This window comes from Streptacidiphilus monticola (assembly GCF_042658505.1).
GTDB classification, from domain to species: domain Bacteria; phylum Actinomycetota; class Actinomycetes; order Streptomycetales; family Streptomycetaceae; genus Streptacidiphilus; species Streptacidiphilus monticola.
On sequence record NZ_JBHSQJ010000023.1, the window covers coordinates 53,310 to 70,032 of the forward strand.

Consider the following 16,723-nt stretch of genomic DNA (forward strand, 5'->3'; position numbering starts at 1 on the left):
TGGCCGGCCAGCAGGCGCTGGACGCGGGCGGGGAGGAACGGGCCGCCGTGCAGGAACACGGGGCCGGTCAGGGATCCGGCGTCGGCGTGTTCCAGATCCGTGATCCGGTAGTCCAGACCCGCCGCCCGCATCCGGTCGTGGAAGGCGCGCAGCGGGCGGCCGCAGGCCGTGGACCCGGAGGGGTCGTCCGTGCTCCAGGCCGCCACCGCGGCGTAGGGGGAGTACAGGCCCCAGGTCGCCGCGTGCGCGGGGGGAGCGGCGAGGAACTCCGCGCCGTGCCGGGCCAGGTAGTCGGCCAGCGTCCGCACCAGCCAGGCCTTGTGGCCGGTGCGGCCCTCCTCGTCCACGGGCGGGCAGTCGGGATAGGGCGGCCGGTGCAGCACGTCGAGGTCGTCGGACCAGGTCGCGGTGGCGATGCCGGTGTAGACGTTCCAGCCGGTCGCGCCCGCCGCCAGCGCGAGCAGGGTCTGGTGCAGGCTGGTGGCGCCGGCCGCGTAGGCGCGGTCGTAGAGCTCGGAGAAGCCCCAGTTCTCCTCCATGTTCGGCCCCGGGGCGCGCTTGGCGGCGACCACGTAACGGGCGTGCGCCAGCGGGTCGGTGGAGACGACGCCCATCCAGTTGGTGAAGCCGTAGTGGATGCCCGGCCAGGTCTCCGGGCGGACCCGGGCCAGCCAGTCGTCCATCGAGTGGGGGTCCCCGGCCGGAGGGTTGAGGTTGACCAGCACCGGCACGTCGGTGCCCAGCGCGTCGTACCAGGTGCGGTAGCAGTGGCCGAGCAGCTCGGAGTGGAAGCGTCCCCAGTCGGCCAGTGCGAGCTGTTCCGCGGGCGAGCCCAGGGGGCCGCGGCGGCGCGGGGGTTCGACGGTGTCGAACGAGGTCAGCGAGGTGCCGTGGACGGCGTTGTAGCCGGCCGGGCCGCCGTAGTGGCGGTCCAGGCCGTCGCGGAACGCGGCCAGCGCGGGGCCGCTGTAGTCGTAGACCCACAGCGGCAGCGCGCCGTCCGTGAACAGGCCCTCGTTGGCGATCTGAACGGCGATCACCGGGCCCTCCGGGCCGGTGAGTTCGGCCAGCACCTCCTTGCCCACCGCGCGCAGCCACTCGGTCACCCGGGCGGTGAAGTGCGGGCCGACAGCGGACGGCAGCGGCCACCGCTCGATCCGGCCGTCCCCGTCCAGCACCGAGCCGTTCCAGCGCATCGGCTCGCCGTCGGCCCGAAGCGCGGGCTCGACCTCGGGGTTGTGCAGCGGGCAGATCCAGTCGGGCAGTCCGCCGTAGTTGGTCTCGGCGTGGATGAACGGACCGGGCTTGGCGATCACGTCCAGGCCCAACTCCCGGCACAGGCGCAGAAAGCGGACCACGTCGGTGAAGTCCGGCGGCACGGCTGCGTCCGGCTGGTGGTGGCGCCAGGGCAGGTAGCAGGTGACGACGCGGATCCCCGCGCGGTCGCGCAGCGCGGTGAGCCGGTCGCGCCAGACCGAGGGGTGGTCGCGGTAGTAGGGGTAGTCGGCCGTGGCGAGCAGCTCGGGGGCGCCGTCGCGGTGGAGCACGCCGTGGCGGAGCTCGATGGGCACAGGAAGTCCTCTCGGAAGCAACGGGGCTGCGTCAGGCGCGGCTGCGGGCGACGGTGGCGGCGTACCAGCGGGCGCTCTGCTTCAACGTGCGGCGCTGGGTGGGGTAGTCGACGTGGACCAGGCCGAAGCGCTTGGCATAGCCCTCGGCCCATTCGAAGTTGTCCATCAGGGACCAGGCGAAGTAGCCGCGGACGTCCGCGCCCTGGGCGTGGGCGGCGGCGACGGCACGCAGGTGCGCGTCGAGGTAGGCGGTGCGCCGGGGGTCGGCCACCTCGCCGCCGCTGGGGGCGGGCTCGTCGAAGGCGGCGCCGTTCTCAGTGACGTAGAGCGGCAGGCCGGGGTAGTCGCGGCCGAGACGGACCAGGTGGTCGGTCAGGCCCTCGGGGTGGATCTCCCAGTCCATCGCGGTGCGCGGCAGGTCGCGGCGGACCGGGCCGTCCGCGCCGACGACGTGGCTGGTGTAGTAGTTGACGCCGAGGAAGTCCAGCGGCTGCGCGATGTCGGCCAGGTCCCCGTCGTGCAGGGGGAGGTGGACGTTCTCGCGGTGCAGCGCGTCCACGACGTCGGCGGGGTAGCGGCCGTGGACAAGGGGGTCGAGGTAGAGGCGGGTGCCCAGGCCGTCGGCGTGGTGGGCGGCGGCGACGGAGGCGGGGCGGTCGTCGGCCGGAATGGCGTGGGTGGTGTTCAGGGTGATGCCGACCTGGACCGGGTGGCCGGCGGCGGCGCGCAGGCGCTGGGCGGCCAGGCCGTGGCCGAGGAGCAGGTGGTGGACGGCGGCGAGGGAGTCGCCGCGGTCGTTGCGGCCGGGGGCGTGGATGCCCAGCTCGTAGCCGAGGACGGCCGAGCACCAGGGTTCGTTGAGCGTGGTCCACCACCGCACCCGGTCGCCGAGTTGACGGACGCACAGTTCGGCGTAGTCGGCGAAGCGTTCGGCGGTGTCGCGGGCCGGCCAGCCGCCGTTGTCCTCCAGCTCCTGGGGCAGGTCCCAGTGGTAGAGGGTGATCCACGGGCGGATGCCCTTGGCCAGCAGCTCGTCCACCAGGCGGTCGTAGAAGGCGAGTCCGCGCGGGTTGGCGGGGCCCTTGCCGCCGGGCTGGATCCGGGGCCAGGAGAGCGAGAAGCGGTACGCGTCCACGCCGAGGCCGGCGATCAGGGCGACGTCCTGCGGCATCCGGTGGTAGTGGTCGCAGGCCGTGTCGCCGGTCTCGCCGCCGGCGACCGCGCCGGGGACGCGGCAGAAGGTGTCCCAGATGGACGCGGTCCGCCCGTCCTCGGAGACGGCCCCCTCGATCTGGTAGGCGGAGGTGGCCACCCCCCAGAGGAAGTCCCGGGGCAGCGTGAGGTCGAGCGGCTCCATACGGAATCCCTCCGTCTTCATTGGGTGAACGTGAACACCGGAGGGCGTGAGAGCGCTCTCCTCGGCGGCTTGAGTGTTACGGCGGGGTTCCGTCTGCGTCAAGAGCGTGCCGCATCATTTCAAGAACTGAAAACTCATGTGTGCTCCAGGGGTTGACAGTCCCTGCGGCTCGGGCCAAGCTCCCTGCACCGAGCGAGATAGCGCTCTCTCGATCGGCGCGAGTCGGTTAACTTCTTGTTTCCGGATCGTGATTGACGCGGCGCAGACTACCCTGCTTGACTCCGCTACGGAACCGGTTCCGCAACCGGTTCCGGAAACGGATCTGCGACAGGCTCACCCGACCAACGGAGGCGGACGATGCCGATCACCATTGCTGACGTCGCGGCGCATGCCGGCGTGAGCAAGACGACGGTGTCCCGAGTCCTGAACGGCAAGGGCGAGTTGAACGCGGCCACGATCGCCCGGGTGCGCCGCGTGATCGAGGAGCTCGGCTACGTGCCCAGCGCCGGCGCGGTCGGCCTGGCCCGCGGCCGCACCCAGGTCGTCGGCATGCTGGTGCCCTCGCTCACCTGGCCGTGGATCGGCGAGGTGCTGCAGGGCGTGGTCGACACCGTGGAGACCCGGGGCTTCGGCCTGCTGCTGTTCACCTGCAACCAGGGTGAGGAGTCGCTGCGCCGTTTCGGCCAGCAGGTCTCCGCCAAGTCCTTCGACGGGCTGCTGGTCGTGGCTCCCGAGGGGACCCTCGACTACATCACCGAACTGCACCACCAGGGCCTGCCGGTGGTCCTCATCGACGACCGCGGCCACCAGCCGCGGTTCCCCTCGGTGGAGACCACGAACCGGGGCGGCGCCGCGGACGCGGCCCGCCACCTGCTGGCCACCGGCGCCACCCGGCCGCTGGTGGTCACCGGACCGCCACGGTTCGGCTGCGTCCAGGAGCGGCTGGACGGCTTCACCGAGACCTGGGCGGCCGACGGACCGTCACCCGTGCCGCCGCAGGACGTCGTCGAAGGCGACTTCACCTTCGAGTGCGGCCTGCGCGCGGTGCGGCAGCGGCTCGCGGACGGCATCCCCTTCGACGCGGTCTTCGCCCACAACGACCTGTCCGCGCTCGGCGCGCTGCACGCGCTGCGCCAGGCCGGACTGCGCGTCCCCGAGGACGTCGCCGTGGTCGGCTTCGACGACATCCCCGAAGCCGGGCACAGCGACCCCGAACTGACCACCGTGCACCAGCCGCTGCGCGAAATCGGCGAGGCGGCAGCGGAGTTGCTCCTCGCCCAGCTGGGCGGGCGGCCGCCGGAGAGCGGCGCGCCCGTCGTCATCCCGACCACCCTGACCGTCCGGGGCTCCACCCGCGCCCCGGACTGAACCCGCACCACCCATCCCCCTCGCCCCGTACCAGGCAGGCCGCGGCAGCACCAGGCGCCCTGTCCCGGACCAGCACGTCCTCACCACCCCGACCACCCATCCCGAAGTGGGGAACCATGCGCGCATATCGCACCATCACCGCGCTCGTCGCGGGCAGCCTCGCGATAGCCGGCCTGGCCGCGTGCGGCGGCAGCTCCAGCAAGTCCGGCGGCTCCGCCGGCGGAGTGCTGAACATCGGCATGCCCAACGGCCCGCAGACCGAGAACAACAACCCGTTCCTGGGCACCTCCGCCGGAGCCAGCCTCGGCTACCGCTGGATGATCTACGAGCCGCTGGCCATGGTGAACTTCGCCAAGCCCGCCGAGCAGCCGAGACCGTGGCTGGCCACCAAGTGGGACTGGGCCGACAACTTCAAGACGCTGACGCTGACCGTCCGCGACGGCGTCAAGTTCTCCGACGGCTCGCCGATGACCGCGGACGACGTCGCCTACTCCTTCCAGCTGCTCAAGGACCACGCCGCGCTGAACTTCAACGCGCTGGCCATCGACTCGGTCAGCAGCAGCGGCAACCAGGTCACCGTCAAGTTCACCACCTCGCAGTTCGTCACCCAGCAGCGGGTGCTGCAGACCTTCGTGGTGCCCAAGGCCATCTGGTCGAAGATGGCCGACCCGGCCACCGACGCCGTCAAGAACCCGGTCGGCACCGGTCCCTACACGCTCAAGTCCTTCACCCCGCAGACGGTCACGCTGACCGTGCGCAAGAGCGGCTACTGGCAGACCGCCCCGCAGGTCGGCGAGTTGCGCTACACCTCCTACACCGGCAACGACACCCAGACCACCGCGCTGACCACCGGCGCCTGCGAGTGGTCCTACGTGTTCATCCCCAACGCCAAGCAGGTCTTCGCGGCCAAGGACCCGGCGCACAACAAGCTCTACTTCCCGCCGAACCTGAGCGCCGACGGCCTGTGGATCAACACCACGGTCAAGCCCTTCGACAACGTGGCGCTGCGCCGGGCCATGTCCATGGTGATCAACCGTCAGGACATCTTCGTCCAGGGCGAGTCCGGCTACTTCAAGCCGCTGGTCGACTCGGTCACCGGCCTGCCCACCCCCGCCGGCGACCCGTTCATCATCGACCAGTACAAGGGACAGAAGGCCACCGTCGACGTGGCCGGGGCCAAGGCCCTGCTCACCCAGAACGGCTTCAGCTTCGCGTCCGACGGCAGCCTCAAGGACCCGAGCGGCAAGCCGGTCTCGATCACCCTCACCGACCCGGCCGGGTGGTCCGACTACCAGACGATCCTCAGCATCATCGCCGACAACTTCAAGCAGATCGGCATCAAGACCTCGATCGACAAGGCCGACCAGAACGCCTGGTTCAAGAACGTCGGCAGCGGCAACTTCCAGGCCACCATGCACTGGAGCAACGGCGGCGGCACCCCGTACGACATGTACCAGAACATCATGGACGGGAACTCGCTGAAGCCCATCGGCACCGACTCGCCCGCCGGCAACTACGGCCGCTTCAACGACCCGGCCGCCACCAAGGCGCTGCAGGACTACGCCAACGCCACCGACGACGCCACCCGCCAGGCCGCGCTCGCCACCCTGGAGAAGACCATGGTGGAGCAGGTCCCGATGATCCCCACCTCGGCCGGCAACGTCGGCGCCGAGTACTCCAGCAAGCACTGGACCGGCTGGCCCGACGACAGCAACCAGTACAACGGCGGCCAGCCCACCATCGAGGCGGCGCTCGACGTCGTCCTGCACCTCAAGCCCGCCAGCTAGTACGGCAGTTCGCCGTTTTCTGCAGGCGCCCCGCCCAGGATCAGGGGGCGGGGCGCCGGCCCGGAAGGATGGGAATGCCGCGATGACAGCGGGCCAGACGGCCACAGAAGGCCAGACAGTGACAGTGGGGCAGACAGTCCTGGAGGCGGACGGCCTCACCAAGCACTTCCCGGTCGGCCGCCGCGGGGGCCGGGTCGTCCACGCCGTGGACGACGTGACGCTGACCCTGCGCCGCGGCCGGGTCACCGCCCTGGTCGGCGAGTCCGGCTCGGGCAAGTCGACGGTGGCGCGGCTGCTCGCCCAGCTCTACCCGCGCACCGGGGGCGACATCCGGCTGCACGGCGAGTCGGTGACGGTCCGTCGGGGGCGCCGGTTCCGGGCCTACGCGCGCCGGGTCCAGATGATCTTCCAGGACCCCTTCGCCTCGCTCAACCCCACGCACACCATCCGGTACCACCTCACCCGGGCGCTGCGCATCCACGGCAACGCGGGGGAGGGCAGGGCCGGGCTGGAGCAGGCGCTGACCGAGCTGCTGGGCAAGGTCTCGCTCACCCCCGCCGAGCGCTACCTCGACAAGTACCCGCACGAGCTCTCCGGCGGCCAGCGCCAGCGCGTCGCCATCGCCCGGGCGCTGGCGGCCGACCCGGAGGCGCTGCTCGCCGACGAGCCCGTCTCCATGCTGGACGTCTCCATCCGGCTCGGCGTGCTCAACCTGCTGGCCGAGCTCAAGGAGCGGCTGCACCTCGCCGTCCTCTACATCACCCACGACATCGCCTCCGCCCGCTACTTCGCCGACGACACGCTGGTGATGTACGCGGGCCGGATGGTCGAGGGCGGCGACAGCGAGAGCGTCACCCAGCATCCCGCACACCCGTACACCCGGCTGCTCATCGCCTCCGCCCCCGACCCGGACCGGATCCTCGGCGAGGTGCTGCCGGAGGAGCTCAACGACGAGGACACCGGGGAACCCCCGTCCCTGATCGCGCCGCCCTCCGGCTGCCGGTTCCACCCGCGCTGCCCCGCGGCCATGGAGCGCTGCCACGACGAGCTGCCGCCCCGCTTCGACGTCCCCGACAGCGGGACCGGCCACTGGGCCGCCTGCTGGCTCTACGCAGAACCCGCTGCTGGGAAGGAAGGTGACGCGGCGTGAGGTACGTGCTGCAGCGGCTCGCGTTCTACCTGTTCACCGCATGGGCCGCGATCACCATCAACTTCTTCGTGCCCCGGCTGGTCCCCGGCGACCCGGTGCAGGCGCTGATCGCCAAGAACCAGGGCCAGATCGACACCCGGTCCATGCACTCGCTCTACGTCCTCTTCGGCCTGGACAAGAAGCAGGGCCTGTGGGACCAGTACACCGCCTACCTGGCCCAGCTCTCCCACGGCGACCTCGGCGTCTCCTTCGCCAACTTCCCCACGCCGGTGCTGGACATCCTCAAGTCCTCGCTGCCGTGGACCGTCGGACTGGCCTTCTGCGCCCTGCTGATCAGCTTCACCACCGGCACCCTGCTCGGCGTGCTGATGGGCTGGTGGCGCGGCTCCCGGCTGGACTCGGTGCTGCCGGTCACCACCTTCATCTCCTCCATCCCGCCGTTCTGGGTGGGCGCGCTGATGATCGCCGTGCTGGTCGCGGTCGGCAGCAGCTTCCCCATCGGCCAGGGCTACGACCCGGGCCTGGTGCCCGGCTGGGACGGCGCGTTCATCGGCAGCGTGGTCCAGCACAGCCTGCTGCCGGCCGCCATGCTGGTGGTCACCTCGATGAGCGGCTGGATCCTGTCGATGCGCAACATGATGGTGACCGTCGGCTCCGAGGACTACATCACCGTCGCCCACGCCAAGGGCCTGCGCGAACGGCGGGTGATGTTCAGCTACGCCGCGCGCAACGCCCTGCTGCCCAACGTCTCCGGCTTCGCCCTCGCCTTCGGGCAGATCGTCGGAGCCACCTTCCTGGTGGAGATCGTCTTCTCCTACCCGGGCATCGGCTACCAGACCATGCAGGCCGTCGGCGCCACCGACTTCCCGTTGCTGCAGGGCATCTTCCTGGTGACCACCATGTTCGTCCTGGTCGCCAACCTGCTGGCCGACGTCGCCTACCTCTTCCTCGACCCGCGCACCCGCAAGGAGGGCTGACCGGTGAAGAGCTTCCTGCGGACCTTCCTGCGCAACCCCAAGACGGCGACCGGCGCGGCCATCCTCGCGCTGTTCGTGCTGCTGGCCTTCGCCGGCTCGGCCCTGGCCCCCTACGACCCCTCGGCGCGCAGCGACGACCTGCTCCAACCGCCGTCCGGCAAGCACTGGTTCGGTACCACGCACCTGGGCCAGGACCTGTTCAGCCAGGTGCTGGTGGGCACCAAGAGCGTGATGTACGTCGGCTTCACCGCCGGCATCGTGGCGACGGCGCTGGCCGTCATCATCGGCGTCACCTCCGGCTACCTGGGCGGCGCGGGCGGCGAGACGCTCTCCGCCCTGTCCAACGTCTTCCTGGTGATCCCCGCGCTGCTGCTGATCATCATCATCACGTCGAGCGTGCCGAGCGGCGGCGACACCCTGGTGGCCCTCGTCATCGGCTTCACGTCGTGGGCCTGGAACGCGCGGGTGCTGCGGGCGCAGACGCTCTCGCTGCGGCGGCGCGACTTCGTCGAGGCGGCCCGCGCCAACGGCGAATCCACCTGGCGCATCGTGCTGTTCGAGCTGCTCCCGAACCTGAGCGCGGTCATCTTCTCCGGCTTCATCGGCACCGTGGTCTACGCCGTGCTCACCGAGGTGACGCTCGCCTTCATCGGCGTCCCCGGCATCTCCGCGTGGAACTGGGGCACCATCCTGTACTGGGCGCAGAGCCAGCAGGCCCTGGCCCAGGGCGCCTGGTGGTGGTTCGTCCCTGCGGGTCTGGCCATCGCCCTGCTGGGCACCGCGCTCTCGCTGGTCAACTTCGGCGTGGACGAGTACGTCAACCCGCGGCTGAAGAACGTCGGCCAGCGGCACGCCAAGGCCGCGGACGGCCGCCCGGTCAAGCTGCGGGTGGGCTTCACCCCCGTCATCCACGCCCCCGTCGCGGTGGCCGCCGAAGAAGGTGAACGCTCGTGAGCCAGCCCGTACTCGAACTGAAGGGCCTCTGCGTCGACTACGGCCTCGGCGAGCAGGCGGTGCACGCCGTCCGCGACGTCGACCTGGTGCTGCACCGCGGCGAGGTGCTGGGCCTGGCCGGGGAATCCGGCAGCGGCAAGTCCACACTCGCCTACGGCCTGACCCGGCTGCTGCCGCCGCCGGGCGTCATCAGCGGCGGCAAGGTGCTCTACCACCCGCGCGAGGGCGGCCCGGCCGTGGACGTCCTGCGGATGACCGACGAGCAACTGCGCCGGTTCCGCTGGGCGGAGGCGTCGATCGTCTTCCAGGGCGCGATGAACTCGCTCAACCCGGTGCACCGGGTGTCCACGCAGCTGACCGACGTGATCGCCGCCCACGATCCCGCCTCGTCCCCGTCCTCCCGGCTGGCGCGGGCGAAGGAACTCCTCGCCCTGGTCGGCATCGCCGCCGACCGCCTGGACGCCTATCCGCACCAGCTCTCGGGCGGCATGCGCCAGCGCGTGATGATCGCCATGGCGCTGGCGCTGGAGCCGCAGGTCGTCATCATGGACGAGCCGACGACGGCACTGGACGTGGTGATGCAGCGCCAGATCCTGCGCAAGCTGGTCGAGTTGCGGGAACGGCTGGGCTTCTCCGTCGTCTTCATCACCCACGACCTCTCGCTGCTGGTCGAGTTCTCCGACCGGATCGCCATCATGTACGGCGGCCGCATCGTCGAGGAGGCCCCGGCGGCGGAGCTCTACCGCGACCCGCTGCACCCGTACTCCGACGGACTGCTGCACGCCTTCCCGCCGCTGCGCGGCCCGCGCCGCGAGCTGGCCGGCATCCCCGGCTCCCCGCCGGACCTGCGTGCCATGCCCACCGGCTGCGCGTTCCACCCGCGCTGCCCGAAGGCGTTCGCGCCGTGCGCGGAGCGGGAGCCGCAGCTGCTGGCCCCGGGGCCGGCCCCGCGGACGGTCGCCTGCTGGCTGCACACGGAGGCCCCGCCGGAGTCGGGCGTGGCGGAGGAGGCGGTGACGACGGGCTGACGCCCGGCGGATCTCCCCGGGCCTGCGCCGCTCCCCACCCTTCGGGCGGGAGGTGCCCCAGGCACGGCCTCCCCCCAGCCTTCGGCGGGGAGGTGCCCCAGGTACGGCCTCCCAGCCTTCGGCCGGGAGGTTCCCGCCACCCTGCGTTGGCGAGACTCCCAAGTAGGTCCAGTACGAGGGCGCTCCGCCGCCTTGGAGCCGGCCGCACCTGGGACCGCCTGGCCGCCCGGAGGTGGGCGAACGACGCGGGCTGATCCGCAATGATCCGCCGCACAGGCCCTCACGCCCGGCGGTGTGCCGTGACGCTACCGGGTGGCGGATCCGACTCGGTGGTGCGGCTGCTGAGCAAGATCCGCTACCCTCCTCCGCAGCCTCCCCGGCGCCGGGCCGGGGCCGGGCGTCCTTCGTATCGAGTGGAGCAGCGCGCCGCCATGGCAGCCCAGGGGAACCCGAGCCCGTCGTCCTCCGTCGCAGCGGACCCGGTGGCGGCCGTGGCAGCGACGCCGACCACCACCTGCCATCGGCACCCGGACCGCGAGAGCCACGTCCGCTGCACGCGGTGCGACCGGTACATCTGCCCCGACTGCATGCGCTCCGCCGCCGTCGGGTTCCAGTGCCCCGACTGCGTCCGCGAGGGCAACAAGGGCATGCGGCAGGCCCGCACGGTCTTCGGCGGCCGGATCACCGCCGGGCCGCCGGTGCTCACCATGCTGCTCGTCGCGCTCAACTTCGCGGTCTACGTGGGAGAGTTGCGCGACCGTGGCCTCGTGGACGAACTCGCCGTCCTCGGCCGGGGCGTCGTCCTCCCCGACGGCTACCAGGTGTTGCCGTCGGACTCCCTCCCGACCGCGCCGCTGCCCGGCCACCTCCACCTCGTCGGCATCGCCGAGGGCGAGTGGTACCGGCTGCTGACGGGCACCTTCGTGCACGCGCTGCCGACGATGGGGGTCTTCGGTCTCTTCCACATCATCGGCAACATGCTCTGGCTCTGGCGGCTGGGCCCGGTGCTGGAGGGCCAGTTGGGCCGGGCCCGCTTCCTCGCCCTCTACCTGGTGTCCGCGTTCGGAGGCTCGGTCGCCGTCTACCTGATCGCGCCGGAGCAGAGTGCCATCGGCGCCTCGGGCGCCATCTTCGGCCTGGTCGGCGGGTACTACGTGATGAGCAGGCGACTGCACCACGACCCGGTGGGCGGTACCGGACTCCTCGTCAGCTTCCTGGTCTGGGTGGCTGTTTCCGCCGCGGTCACCTCCTGGGAGGGCCACCTCGGCGGCCTCCTCGCCGGCGCGGCGACGGGCGCGGCCTTCGCCTTCGCCCCCCGCGGCCGCACCCGCGCCTGGTGGCAAGCCACCGGCCTGGCAGCGGTGACGCTGGCCCTGGTGCTCCTCACCCTCTGGCAGACCACCCACTTGACCGGCACCGCCTGAGCCTCCCGCCCCGCCCGTGCGGGGGTGGGTGCACCCCACCTCTGCGGAGGGGCGGCCCCCGCCGCCCTGCGGGCGCGGGCCACGCTTCGCGGGCCACGCCGCCCCCTGCCGCTTCGCGGGCCGGGCGGCGCAGAGGCTCGCAGTTGTCGGGGTCGGGTTGTGCGGGTCTCACGCGGGCTTGGCGCTGTGCGGGCTGCGTGGCAGGGGCGCCGTCCCCCGTGTGGCGTGCCGCGCTGCGGGAGCCGCAGCCGCAGTGGTGGGCTGAGTTGCCTGTTTGTGTGGGGGCAGTCGTCGGGGGCCGGGGTGCGCGGGCCCCACGCGGGCGTGCCGTTTCGGGGGGCGGGCCGTGCGGGGGCTGTGTGCCGCGCGGGGCGGGGGGCCGGGGACGGCGGGGGCCGTTTCCGGACCTCCGGGGGCGCGCCGGGGCGGGGGTCAATGCCGCTGCAGCGCAGCGGCGTTGAGGCGGGATTCGAGGTGGGCGCGGCAGGAGGGCCACTCCTGGTCGGTGATGGAGAAGATCGCGGAGTCACGGTGGTGGCCGGACTCGCCGGGGGCCCAGGAGCGGGACCAGTTGCGCAGGACGCCCTCGAAGCGGGCGCCGACGCGTTCGATCGCGGCGCGGGAACGGGCGTTGCGGGCATCGGTCTTGAGGTCGACGCGGACCACGCCCCACTCCTCGAAGGCGTGCCGGAACAGCAGGTACTTCGCCTCCGTGTTGACGCCCGTGCCCTGCGCGGAGGCGGCCAGCCAGGTGAACCCCACCTCGATCGCGGAGAGTCGGGCGGGGTCGATCCAGCAGCGCGGGTCCCAGAAGGAGGTGGCGCCGACGGCGCGGCCGTCGACCACCTGGGCGTAGGGCGCGAGCCGCCCGGTCGCGGCGCGGGCGAGCTGCTGGTCGATGTAGTCAGAGACCTCGTCCGCCCGGGGCACCCAGGTGAAGGCGTAGGAGCCGCGGTCCTCCTCCGCCGCCCGGGCCAGATCGGCGGCGTGGTCATGGGAGAGCGGCTCCAGACGGACCCTGGTCCCCTCCAGTACCGGGGCCTCCAGGCGGAACTCCTGCACGTCGTCTCTCCCTCAGCTGGACTCGCGTACCACCAGGGTGGGTTGGAACATCGACGACTGCAACGTACTTTCCGGGGCGGCGATCTGCTGCAGCAGCAGGTTGGCCATCTGCGAGGCCATCTCCTCCACCGGCTGCCGCACCGTGGTCAGCGGCGGGTCGCAGGCCAGGGCGGCGGAGCTGTCGTCGAAGCCGACGACGGCGATGTCCTCGGGGACCCGGCGCCCGGCCCGGTAGAGGACCGGGAGGGCGCCGAGGGCCATCAGGTCGGAGGCGACGAACAGGCCGTCCACGTCCCCGGCACCGGGCGCCGCCGCGAGCAGTTCGCGGGCCGCCGCCGCGCCGCTGGCCTGGGTGAAGTCGCCTTCCACCGCCGCGACTTCGGCCAGCCCGTGGGCGGCCAGCCGCTCCCGGAAGGCGGCCAGGCGCTCGCGTCCCGCGGGGGTGTCCTGGGGGCCGGAGACCGTGGCGAGCCGGGTGCGGCCGCGGGCCACCAGGTGGTCCACGGCCATGGCGACGCCCGCCCGCTGGTCCACCTCGACGTAGCTGATCGGCGTCGGCTGCGCGGGGCGGCCGGAGAGCACCACCGGTACGTCGGCCTCGGCGAGCAACTGCGGCAGCAGATCCGCGGCGTGGGTGGAGATCAGCACCACGCCGTCGACGTGCCCCTGGCGCAGGTAGCCGAGGAGCTGGTGGCGCGACTCGTCGTCGTCCACCAGCAGCAGCACCATCTGCACGCCGCGCGAACGGATGTACTGCATCACGCCGCTGACGATGCGTCCGAAGAAGGGGTCCGAGAAGATGCGCCCGGCGAACGGCGGGTTCTCCCCACCGTGGTGGTCGCCGCGGCCCTCCTCGGAGACGACCAGTGCGATCGAGCCGGTGGTCCGGGTGACCAGTGAACGCGCGGCCCGGTTCGGCACGTAGTGCGTCGCGGCGATGGCCTTCTCGACCACCTTGCGCAGCGCCGGGTCCACCGTGGTACTGCCGTTGACGACCCGTGAGACGGTCGCGCGGGACACCCCGGCGACCTTGGCCACGTCCTCGAGGGTGACGCTGCCGCTGCCCGCTGACCTCCTGCTCATGGCGCCCTTTATACCCTGCCGCCGTCGAACAGCGGCAGCCGCAGCTCCAGGCCCGCGTCGTCGGTGCCGGTGCGGTCCAGCGCCCTGCGCACCGGGTCGGGGAAGGGCCAGCGGTCCAGCAGCGCACCGGTGAGCACCGTGGCGGCGCGCTGCCAGGCGCGGGCGTGGCGGGCCATGGCGTGGTCGCTGCCCGCGATCAGCAGCCGGGCGACGTGGGCGCCCGCGGCGCGGGCGCGGGCGGCGAAGACCAGGGACTCCTCGGGCGGGGTCACCCGGTCCCGGTCGGAGTGGACCAGCAGCAGGCGCGTGCCCGCCAGATGCTCGACAGGCTCCTCCGCCGGGCACCAGGCCGCGAGCGCGACGACGCCCGCGACGGCCGGGTGGCCGCCTGCGCGGAGCGCGGCGCGGGCGCCCATGGAGTGCCCGAGCAGGACCAACTTCCGTTCACTGGGCAGACGTTGCGCCAGCTCCGTCACGGCGTCGCGGGCGTCCACGGCGGCGTCGGCGCGCTCGCCGTTCCAACCCCGGTGCCGGTAGCGGACCTCGGCGACGGTCACCGGGTCGTCCTCGAGGCGGCGCAGCAGCGCCCGCTCGAAGGGCCGCATCCGCAGGAGGGGCGGGTTGACCCGCCCCGGCGCGCGCAGGTTCTCCTCGTCGCCGCCGTGCAGCACCAGCAGGACGTCACTGGGGTGCGGTGTGTGTGCCCGGATCTGCAGCATTCCCGCAGCGTACCCGGGCAGGCCGGGCCCCGGGGTGGCGCCGGGGGCCCGCATGCACGGTTCCGGTCCGCGGCTCGGGTCCGCGGCTGGGGTCTGGGACCCGGTCCGGGGCTCGGGGCCGGGGCCCGGGTCCATAGCGCGGGCTCCGGGCTCACCGGGCCAGGCGGCCCATCACCGACGAGGCGGCGGCGATGGCCAGCACGGCGGCCAGGGCCAGGACGCCGAAGTCCAGGGGCAGCCGCGCGGGGATGCCCAGCAGCAGCCCGCGCAGCGCCTCGACCTCGTAGCTGAGCGGGTTGCCCCTGCTGACCGCCTGCAGCCAGCCGGGCATGACCGCGACCGGGTAGAGCGCGTTGGAGCCGAAGAACAGCGGCATGGTGATCGCCTGCCCGATGCCCATCAGCCGGTCCCGGGCCCGCACGATCCCGGCGATGGTGATGGACAGGCAGGAGAAGAACGCCGAGCCGAGGACGACCACGGCCGCAACGCCCAGCAGCCGCAGCGGGTTCCAGGTCAGCGCCACGCCGAGCAGCGCGGCCAGCAGGACCACCACCGCCGCCTGGACCACGGCCTTGACGCCGGCGGCGAACGCCTTGGCGGTGACCAGCGCGGCCCTGGGGGTCGGCGTGACCAGCAGCTTGGTGAGCACCCCGGAGTCCCGCTCCCAGATGATCTGGATGCCGTAGAAGATCGAGATGAACATCGCGGACTGCGCGATGATGCCCGGCGCCAGGTAGTCCAGGTACGGGATGCCGCCGGTGGGGATGGCGCGGATGCGGCTGAACGTCTCGCCGAAGATGAGCAGCCACAGCGCCGGCTGGATGGCCCGGGTGTAGATCTCGCTGCGGTCGTGACGCAGCTTCTGCAGTTCGACGACGCACAGCGCCACGGTCCGGGAGGGGACCAGCGCCCAGGCGGGGCGGCCTGACGTCGGGTCAGCCGACGCGGCCGGCGGTGTTGCGGGTACGGCGGACATCGCGGTAGGTCCCTCCCTCGGTGTCGGCGGCTCCGGCGAGCGAGCCGCCCGCGTGGTGGCGGAAGACGTCCTCGAGGGTGACGTCCGCGCCGCCGAGTGCGTCCTTGAGTTCGTCGGGGGTGCCCAGGGCGCGGACGCGGCCCCGGTGCATCAGGGCGACGCGGTCGCAGTACTGGTCCGCCTCGTCCATGTAGTGGGTGGTCACCAGCACGGTCATGCCGGTGGCGGCGCGGACCGCGGCGATCCGTTCCCAGACGTTGGTGCGGGCGATCGGGTCGAGGCCGATGGTGGGCTCGTCCAGGATCAGCAGGCGCGGGCGGCTGACCAGGGCCTGGGCCAGTTCCAGGCGGCGCACCATGCCGCCGGAGTAGGTGGCGGCCAGCCGGTCCGCGGCGTCGGTCAGGTCCACGTCCGCCAGCGCCTCGGCGACGCGGCGGGCCCGATCGCGGCGCGGCACGTCGAAGACCCGGGCGAACAGTGCGACGTTCTCGCGGCCCGTCAACGCGCCGTCGGCGGACAGCTGTTGGGGCACGTAGCCGAGCAGGCGGCGGACCGCCATCCGGTCGCCCGCGCAGTCGCGGCCGAAGACGGCGGCCATGCCCGCGGGGACCGGCAACAGCGTGGTGATCGCGCGGATGGCGGTGGTCTTGCCGGCGCCGTTCGGGCCGAGCAGACCGAAGACCTCGCCGGGGCGGACCTCCAGGTCCAGGTGGTCCACGGCGGTCCGGTCGCCGAAGCGGTACACCAGGCCGGTGCAGCGGACCGCGGGTGTCTCGTTCAACTCTCGTCCTCCTGACGCAGGTTGGCGGCGAGGTGGCGCAGTGCGGGCAGGGCGGCGGCGATCGCCTCGCGGTCCTCGGCGCCGAGCGCGGCGAGCTGCTCGCGGACCAGGCGGCGGCGGCGCCGGTCCCAGTCGCGCATCCGGGACAGGGCCTCGGGGCTCGCGTACAGCAGGGCGGCGCGGCCGTCGGTCGGGTCCGGCTCGCGGCGCAGCAGGCCGTCCCGGCTGAGCTGGTTGACCAGCGTGGAGACGGAGTTGCCCGCGAGGAACAGCTCCTCCGCCGCCTCCGAGACCCGCAGCCCGGGCCGGGCGGCGACCAGCCGCAGCAGTTCGACCTGTGCGCCGCGCAGCCGCGGCCGGTCCAACCCGCGGCGCAGCCGGCGCCGCAGCAAGCGCTGGATGCCGACCAGGAGTTCGGCCAGCTCGTCGGGCACGCGGGTCCCTGCCATGCCTCCATTTTGCCTCTCAGTGAGAGGTATCTGTCCA

General features: G+C 72.5%; 15 protein-coding genes. 7 read left to right on the plus strand and 8 right to left on the minus strand.

Going from position 1 to position 16,723, the window contains the following annotated elements; translation table 11 throughout:
* Both ACFP3V_RS07660 and ACFP3V_RS07665 read right to left on the minus strand, forming a co-directional pair.
* On the minus strand, positions 1–1,571 hold a 1,571-nt coding region (locus tag ACFP3V_RS07660), incomplete at its 3' end, for a beta-galactosidase (RefSeq protein WP_380581152.1).
* A gap of 31 nt (positions 1,572–1,602) precedes the next feature.
* Positions 1,603–2,949 carry a GH1 family beta-glucosidase gene (locus ACFP3V_RS07665; RefSeq protein WP_380581154.1) on the minus strand — a complete coding sequence of 449 codons (1,347 nt, stop codon included), beginning with the start codon at positions 2,947–2,949 and terminating at the stop codon, positions 1,603–1,605.
* 336 nt (positions 2,950–3,285) lie between these two features.
* On the opposite strand from ACFP3V_RS07665, the gene ACFP3V_RS07670 reads away from it, so the two are divergent.
* From ACFP3V_RS07670 to ACFP3V_RS07700, 7 genes are all read left to right on the plus strand, one after another.
* Positions 3,286–4,296 carry a LacI family DNA-binding transcriptional regulator gene (locus ACFP3V_RS07670; protein ID WP_380581156.1) on the plus strand — a complete coding sequence of 337 codons (1,011 nt, stop codon included), beginning with the start codon at positions 3,286–3,288 and terminating at the stop codon, positions 4,294–4,296.
* A 116-nt stretch (positions 4,297–4,412) separates the two neighbouring features.
* Positions 4,413–6,083 (plus strand): ABC transporter substrate-binding protein, encoded by a 1,671-nt coding sequence (locus tag ACFP3V_RS07675; RefSeq protein ID WP_380581158.1) that lies wholly within the window; start codon positions 4,413–4,415, stop codon positions 6,081–6,083.
* A gap of 82 nt (positions 6,084–6,165) precedes the next feature.
* Positions 6,166–7,233 (plus strand): ABC transporter ATP-binding protein, encoded by a 1,068-nt coding sequence (locus tag ACFP3V_RS07680; RefSeq protein WP_380581160.1) that lies wholly within the window; start codon positions 6,166–6,168, stop codon positions 7,231–7,233.
* Entirely contained in the window at positions 7,230–8,210 is a 981-nt protein-coding gene (locus tag ACFP3V_RS07685) for an ABC transporter permease (protein ID WP_380581162.1), read from the plus strand. The genes ACFP3V_RS07680 and ACFP3V_RS07685 overlap by 4 nt, the downstream gene beginning before the upstream one ends.
* A 3-nt stretch (positions 8,211–8,213) precedes the next feature.
* Positions 8,214–9,164 carry an ABC transporter permease gene (locus ACFP3V_RS07690; RefSeq protein WP_380581164.1) on the plus strand — a complete coding sequence of 317 codons (951 nt, stop codon included), beginning with the start codon at positions 8,214–8,216 and terminating at the stop codon, positions 9,162–9,164.
* A complete protein-coding gene (locus ACFP3V_RS07695; RefSeq protein ID WP_380581166.1) occupies positions 9,161–10,192 on the plus strand; it encodes an ABC transporter ATP-binding protein in 1,032 nt (343 codons plus the stop codon). The genes ACFP3V_RS07690 and ACFP3V_RS07695 overlap by 4 nt, the downstream gene beginning before the upstream one ends.
* 431 nt (positions 10,193–10,623) lie before the next feature.
* On the plus strand, positions 10,624–11,616 hold the full coding sequence (locus ACFP3V_RS07700; RefSeq protein ID WP_380581168.1) for a rhomboid family intramembrane serine protease: 993 nt from the start codon (positions 10,624–10,626) through the stop codon (positions 11,614–11,616).
* 432 nt (positions 11,617–12,048) lie between these two features.
* Here ACFP3V_RS07700 and ACFP3V_RS07705 read toward each other — a convergent pair whose 3' ends face one another.
* The 6 genes from ACFP3V_RS07705 to ACFP3V_RS07730 form a co-directional block, all read right to left on the minus strand.
* On the minus strand, positions 12,049–12,678 hold the full coding sequence (locus ACFP3V_RS07705) for a GNAT family N-acetyltransferase (protein ID WP_380581170.1): 630 nt from the start codon (positions 12,676–12,678) through the stop codon (positions 12,049–12,051).
* A gap of 12 nt (positions 12,679–12,690) precedes the next feature.
* A complete protein-coding gene (locus tag ACFP3V_RS07710) occupies positions 12,691–13,761 on the minus strand; it encodes a LacI family DNA-binding transcriptional regulator (RefSeq protein WP_380581172.1) in 1,071 nt (356 codons plus the stop codon).
* An 8-nt stretch (positions 13,762–13,769) separates the two neighbouring features.
* Positions 13,770–14,480, minus strand: coding sequence for an alpha/beta fold hydrolase (locus tag ACFP3V_RS07715; protein ID WP_380581174.1), 711 nt, complete (start codon positions 14,478–14,480; stop codon positions 13,770–13,772).
* A 151-nt stretch (positions 14,481–14,631) separates the two neighbouring features.
* Positions 14,632–15,456 carry an ABC transporter permease gene (locus tag ACFP3V_RS07720; RefSeq protein WP_380581175.1) on the minus strand — a complete coding sequence of 275 codons (825 nt, stop codon included), beginning with the start codon at positions 15,454–15,456 and terminating at the stop codon, positions 14,632–14,634.
* Complete coding sequence (locus tag ACFP3V_RS07725; RefSeq protein WP_380581177.1) at positions 15,416–16,237, minus strand: ABC transporter ATP-binding protein; 822 nt, start codon at positions 16,235–16,237, stop codon at positions 15,416–15,418. The genes ACFP3V_RS07720 and ACFP3V_RS07725 overlap by 41 nt, the downstream gene beginning before the upstream one ends.
* Positions 16,234–16,686, minus strand: coding sequence for a MarR family winged helix-turn-helix transcriptional regulator (locus ACFP3V_RS07730; protein WP_380581179.1), 453 nt, complete (start codon positions 16,684–16,686; stop codon positions 16,234–16,236). Before ACFP3V_RS07730 ends, ACFP3V_RS07725 begins: the two co-directional genes overlap by 4 nt.
* Positions 16,687–16,723 lie beyond the last annotated feature (37 nt).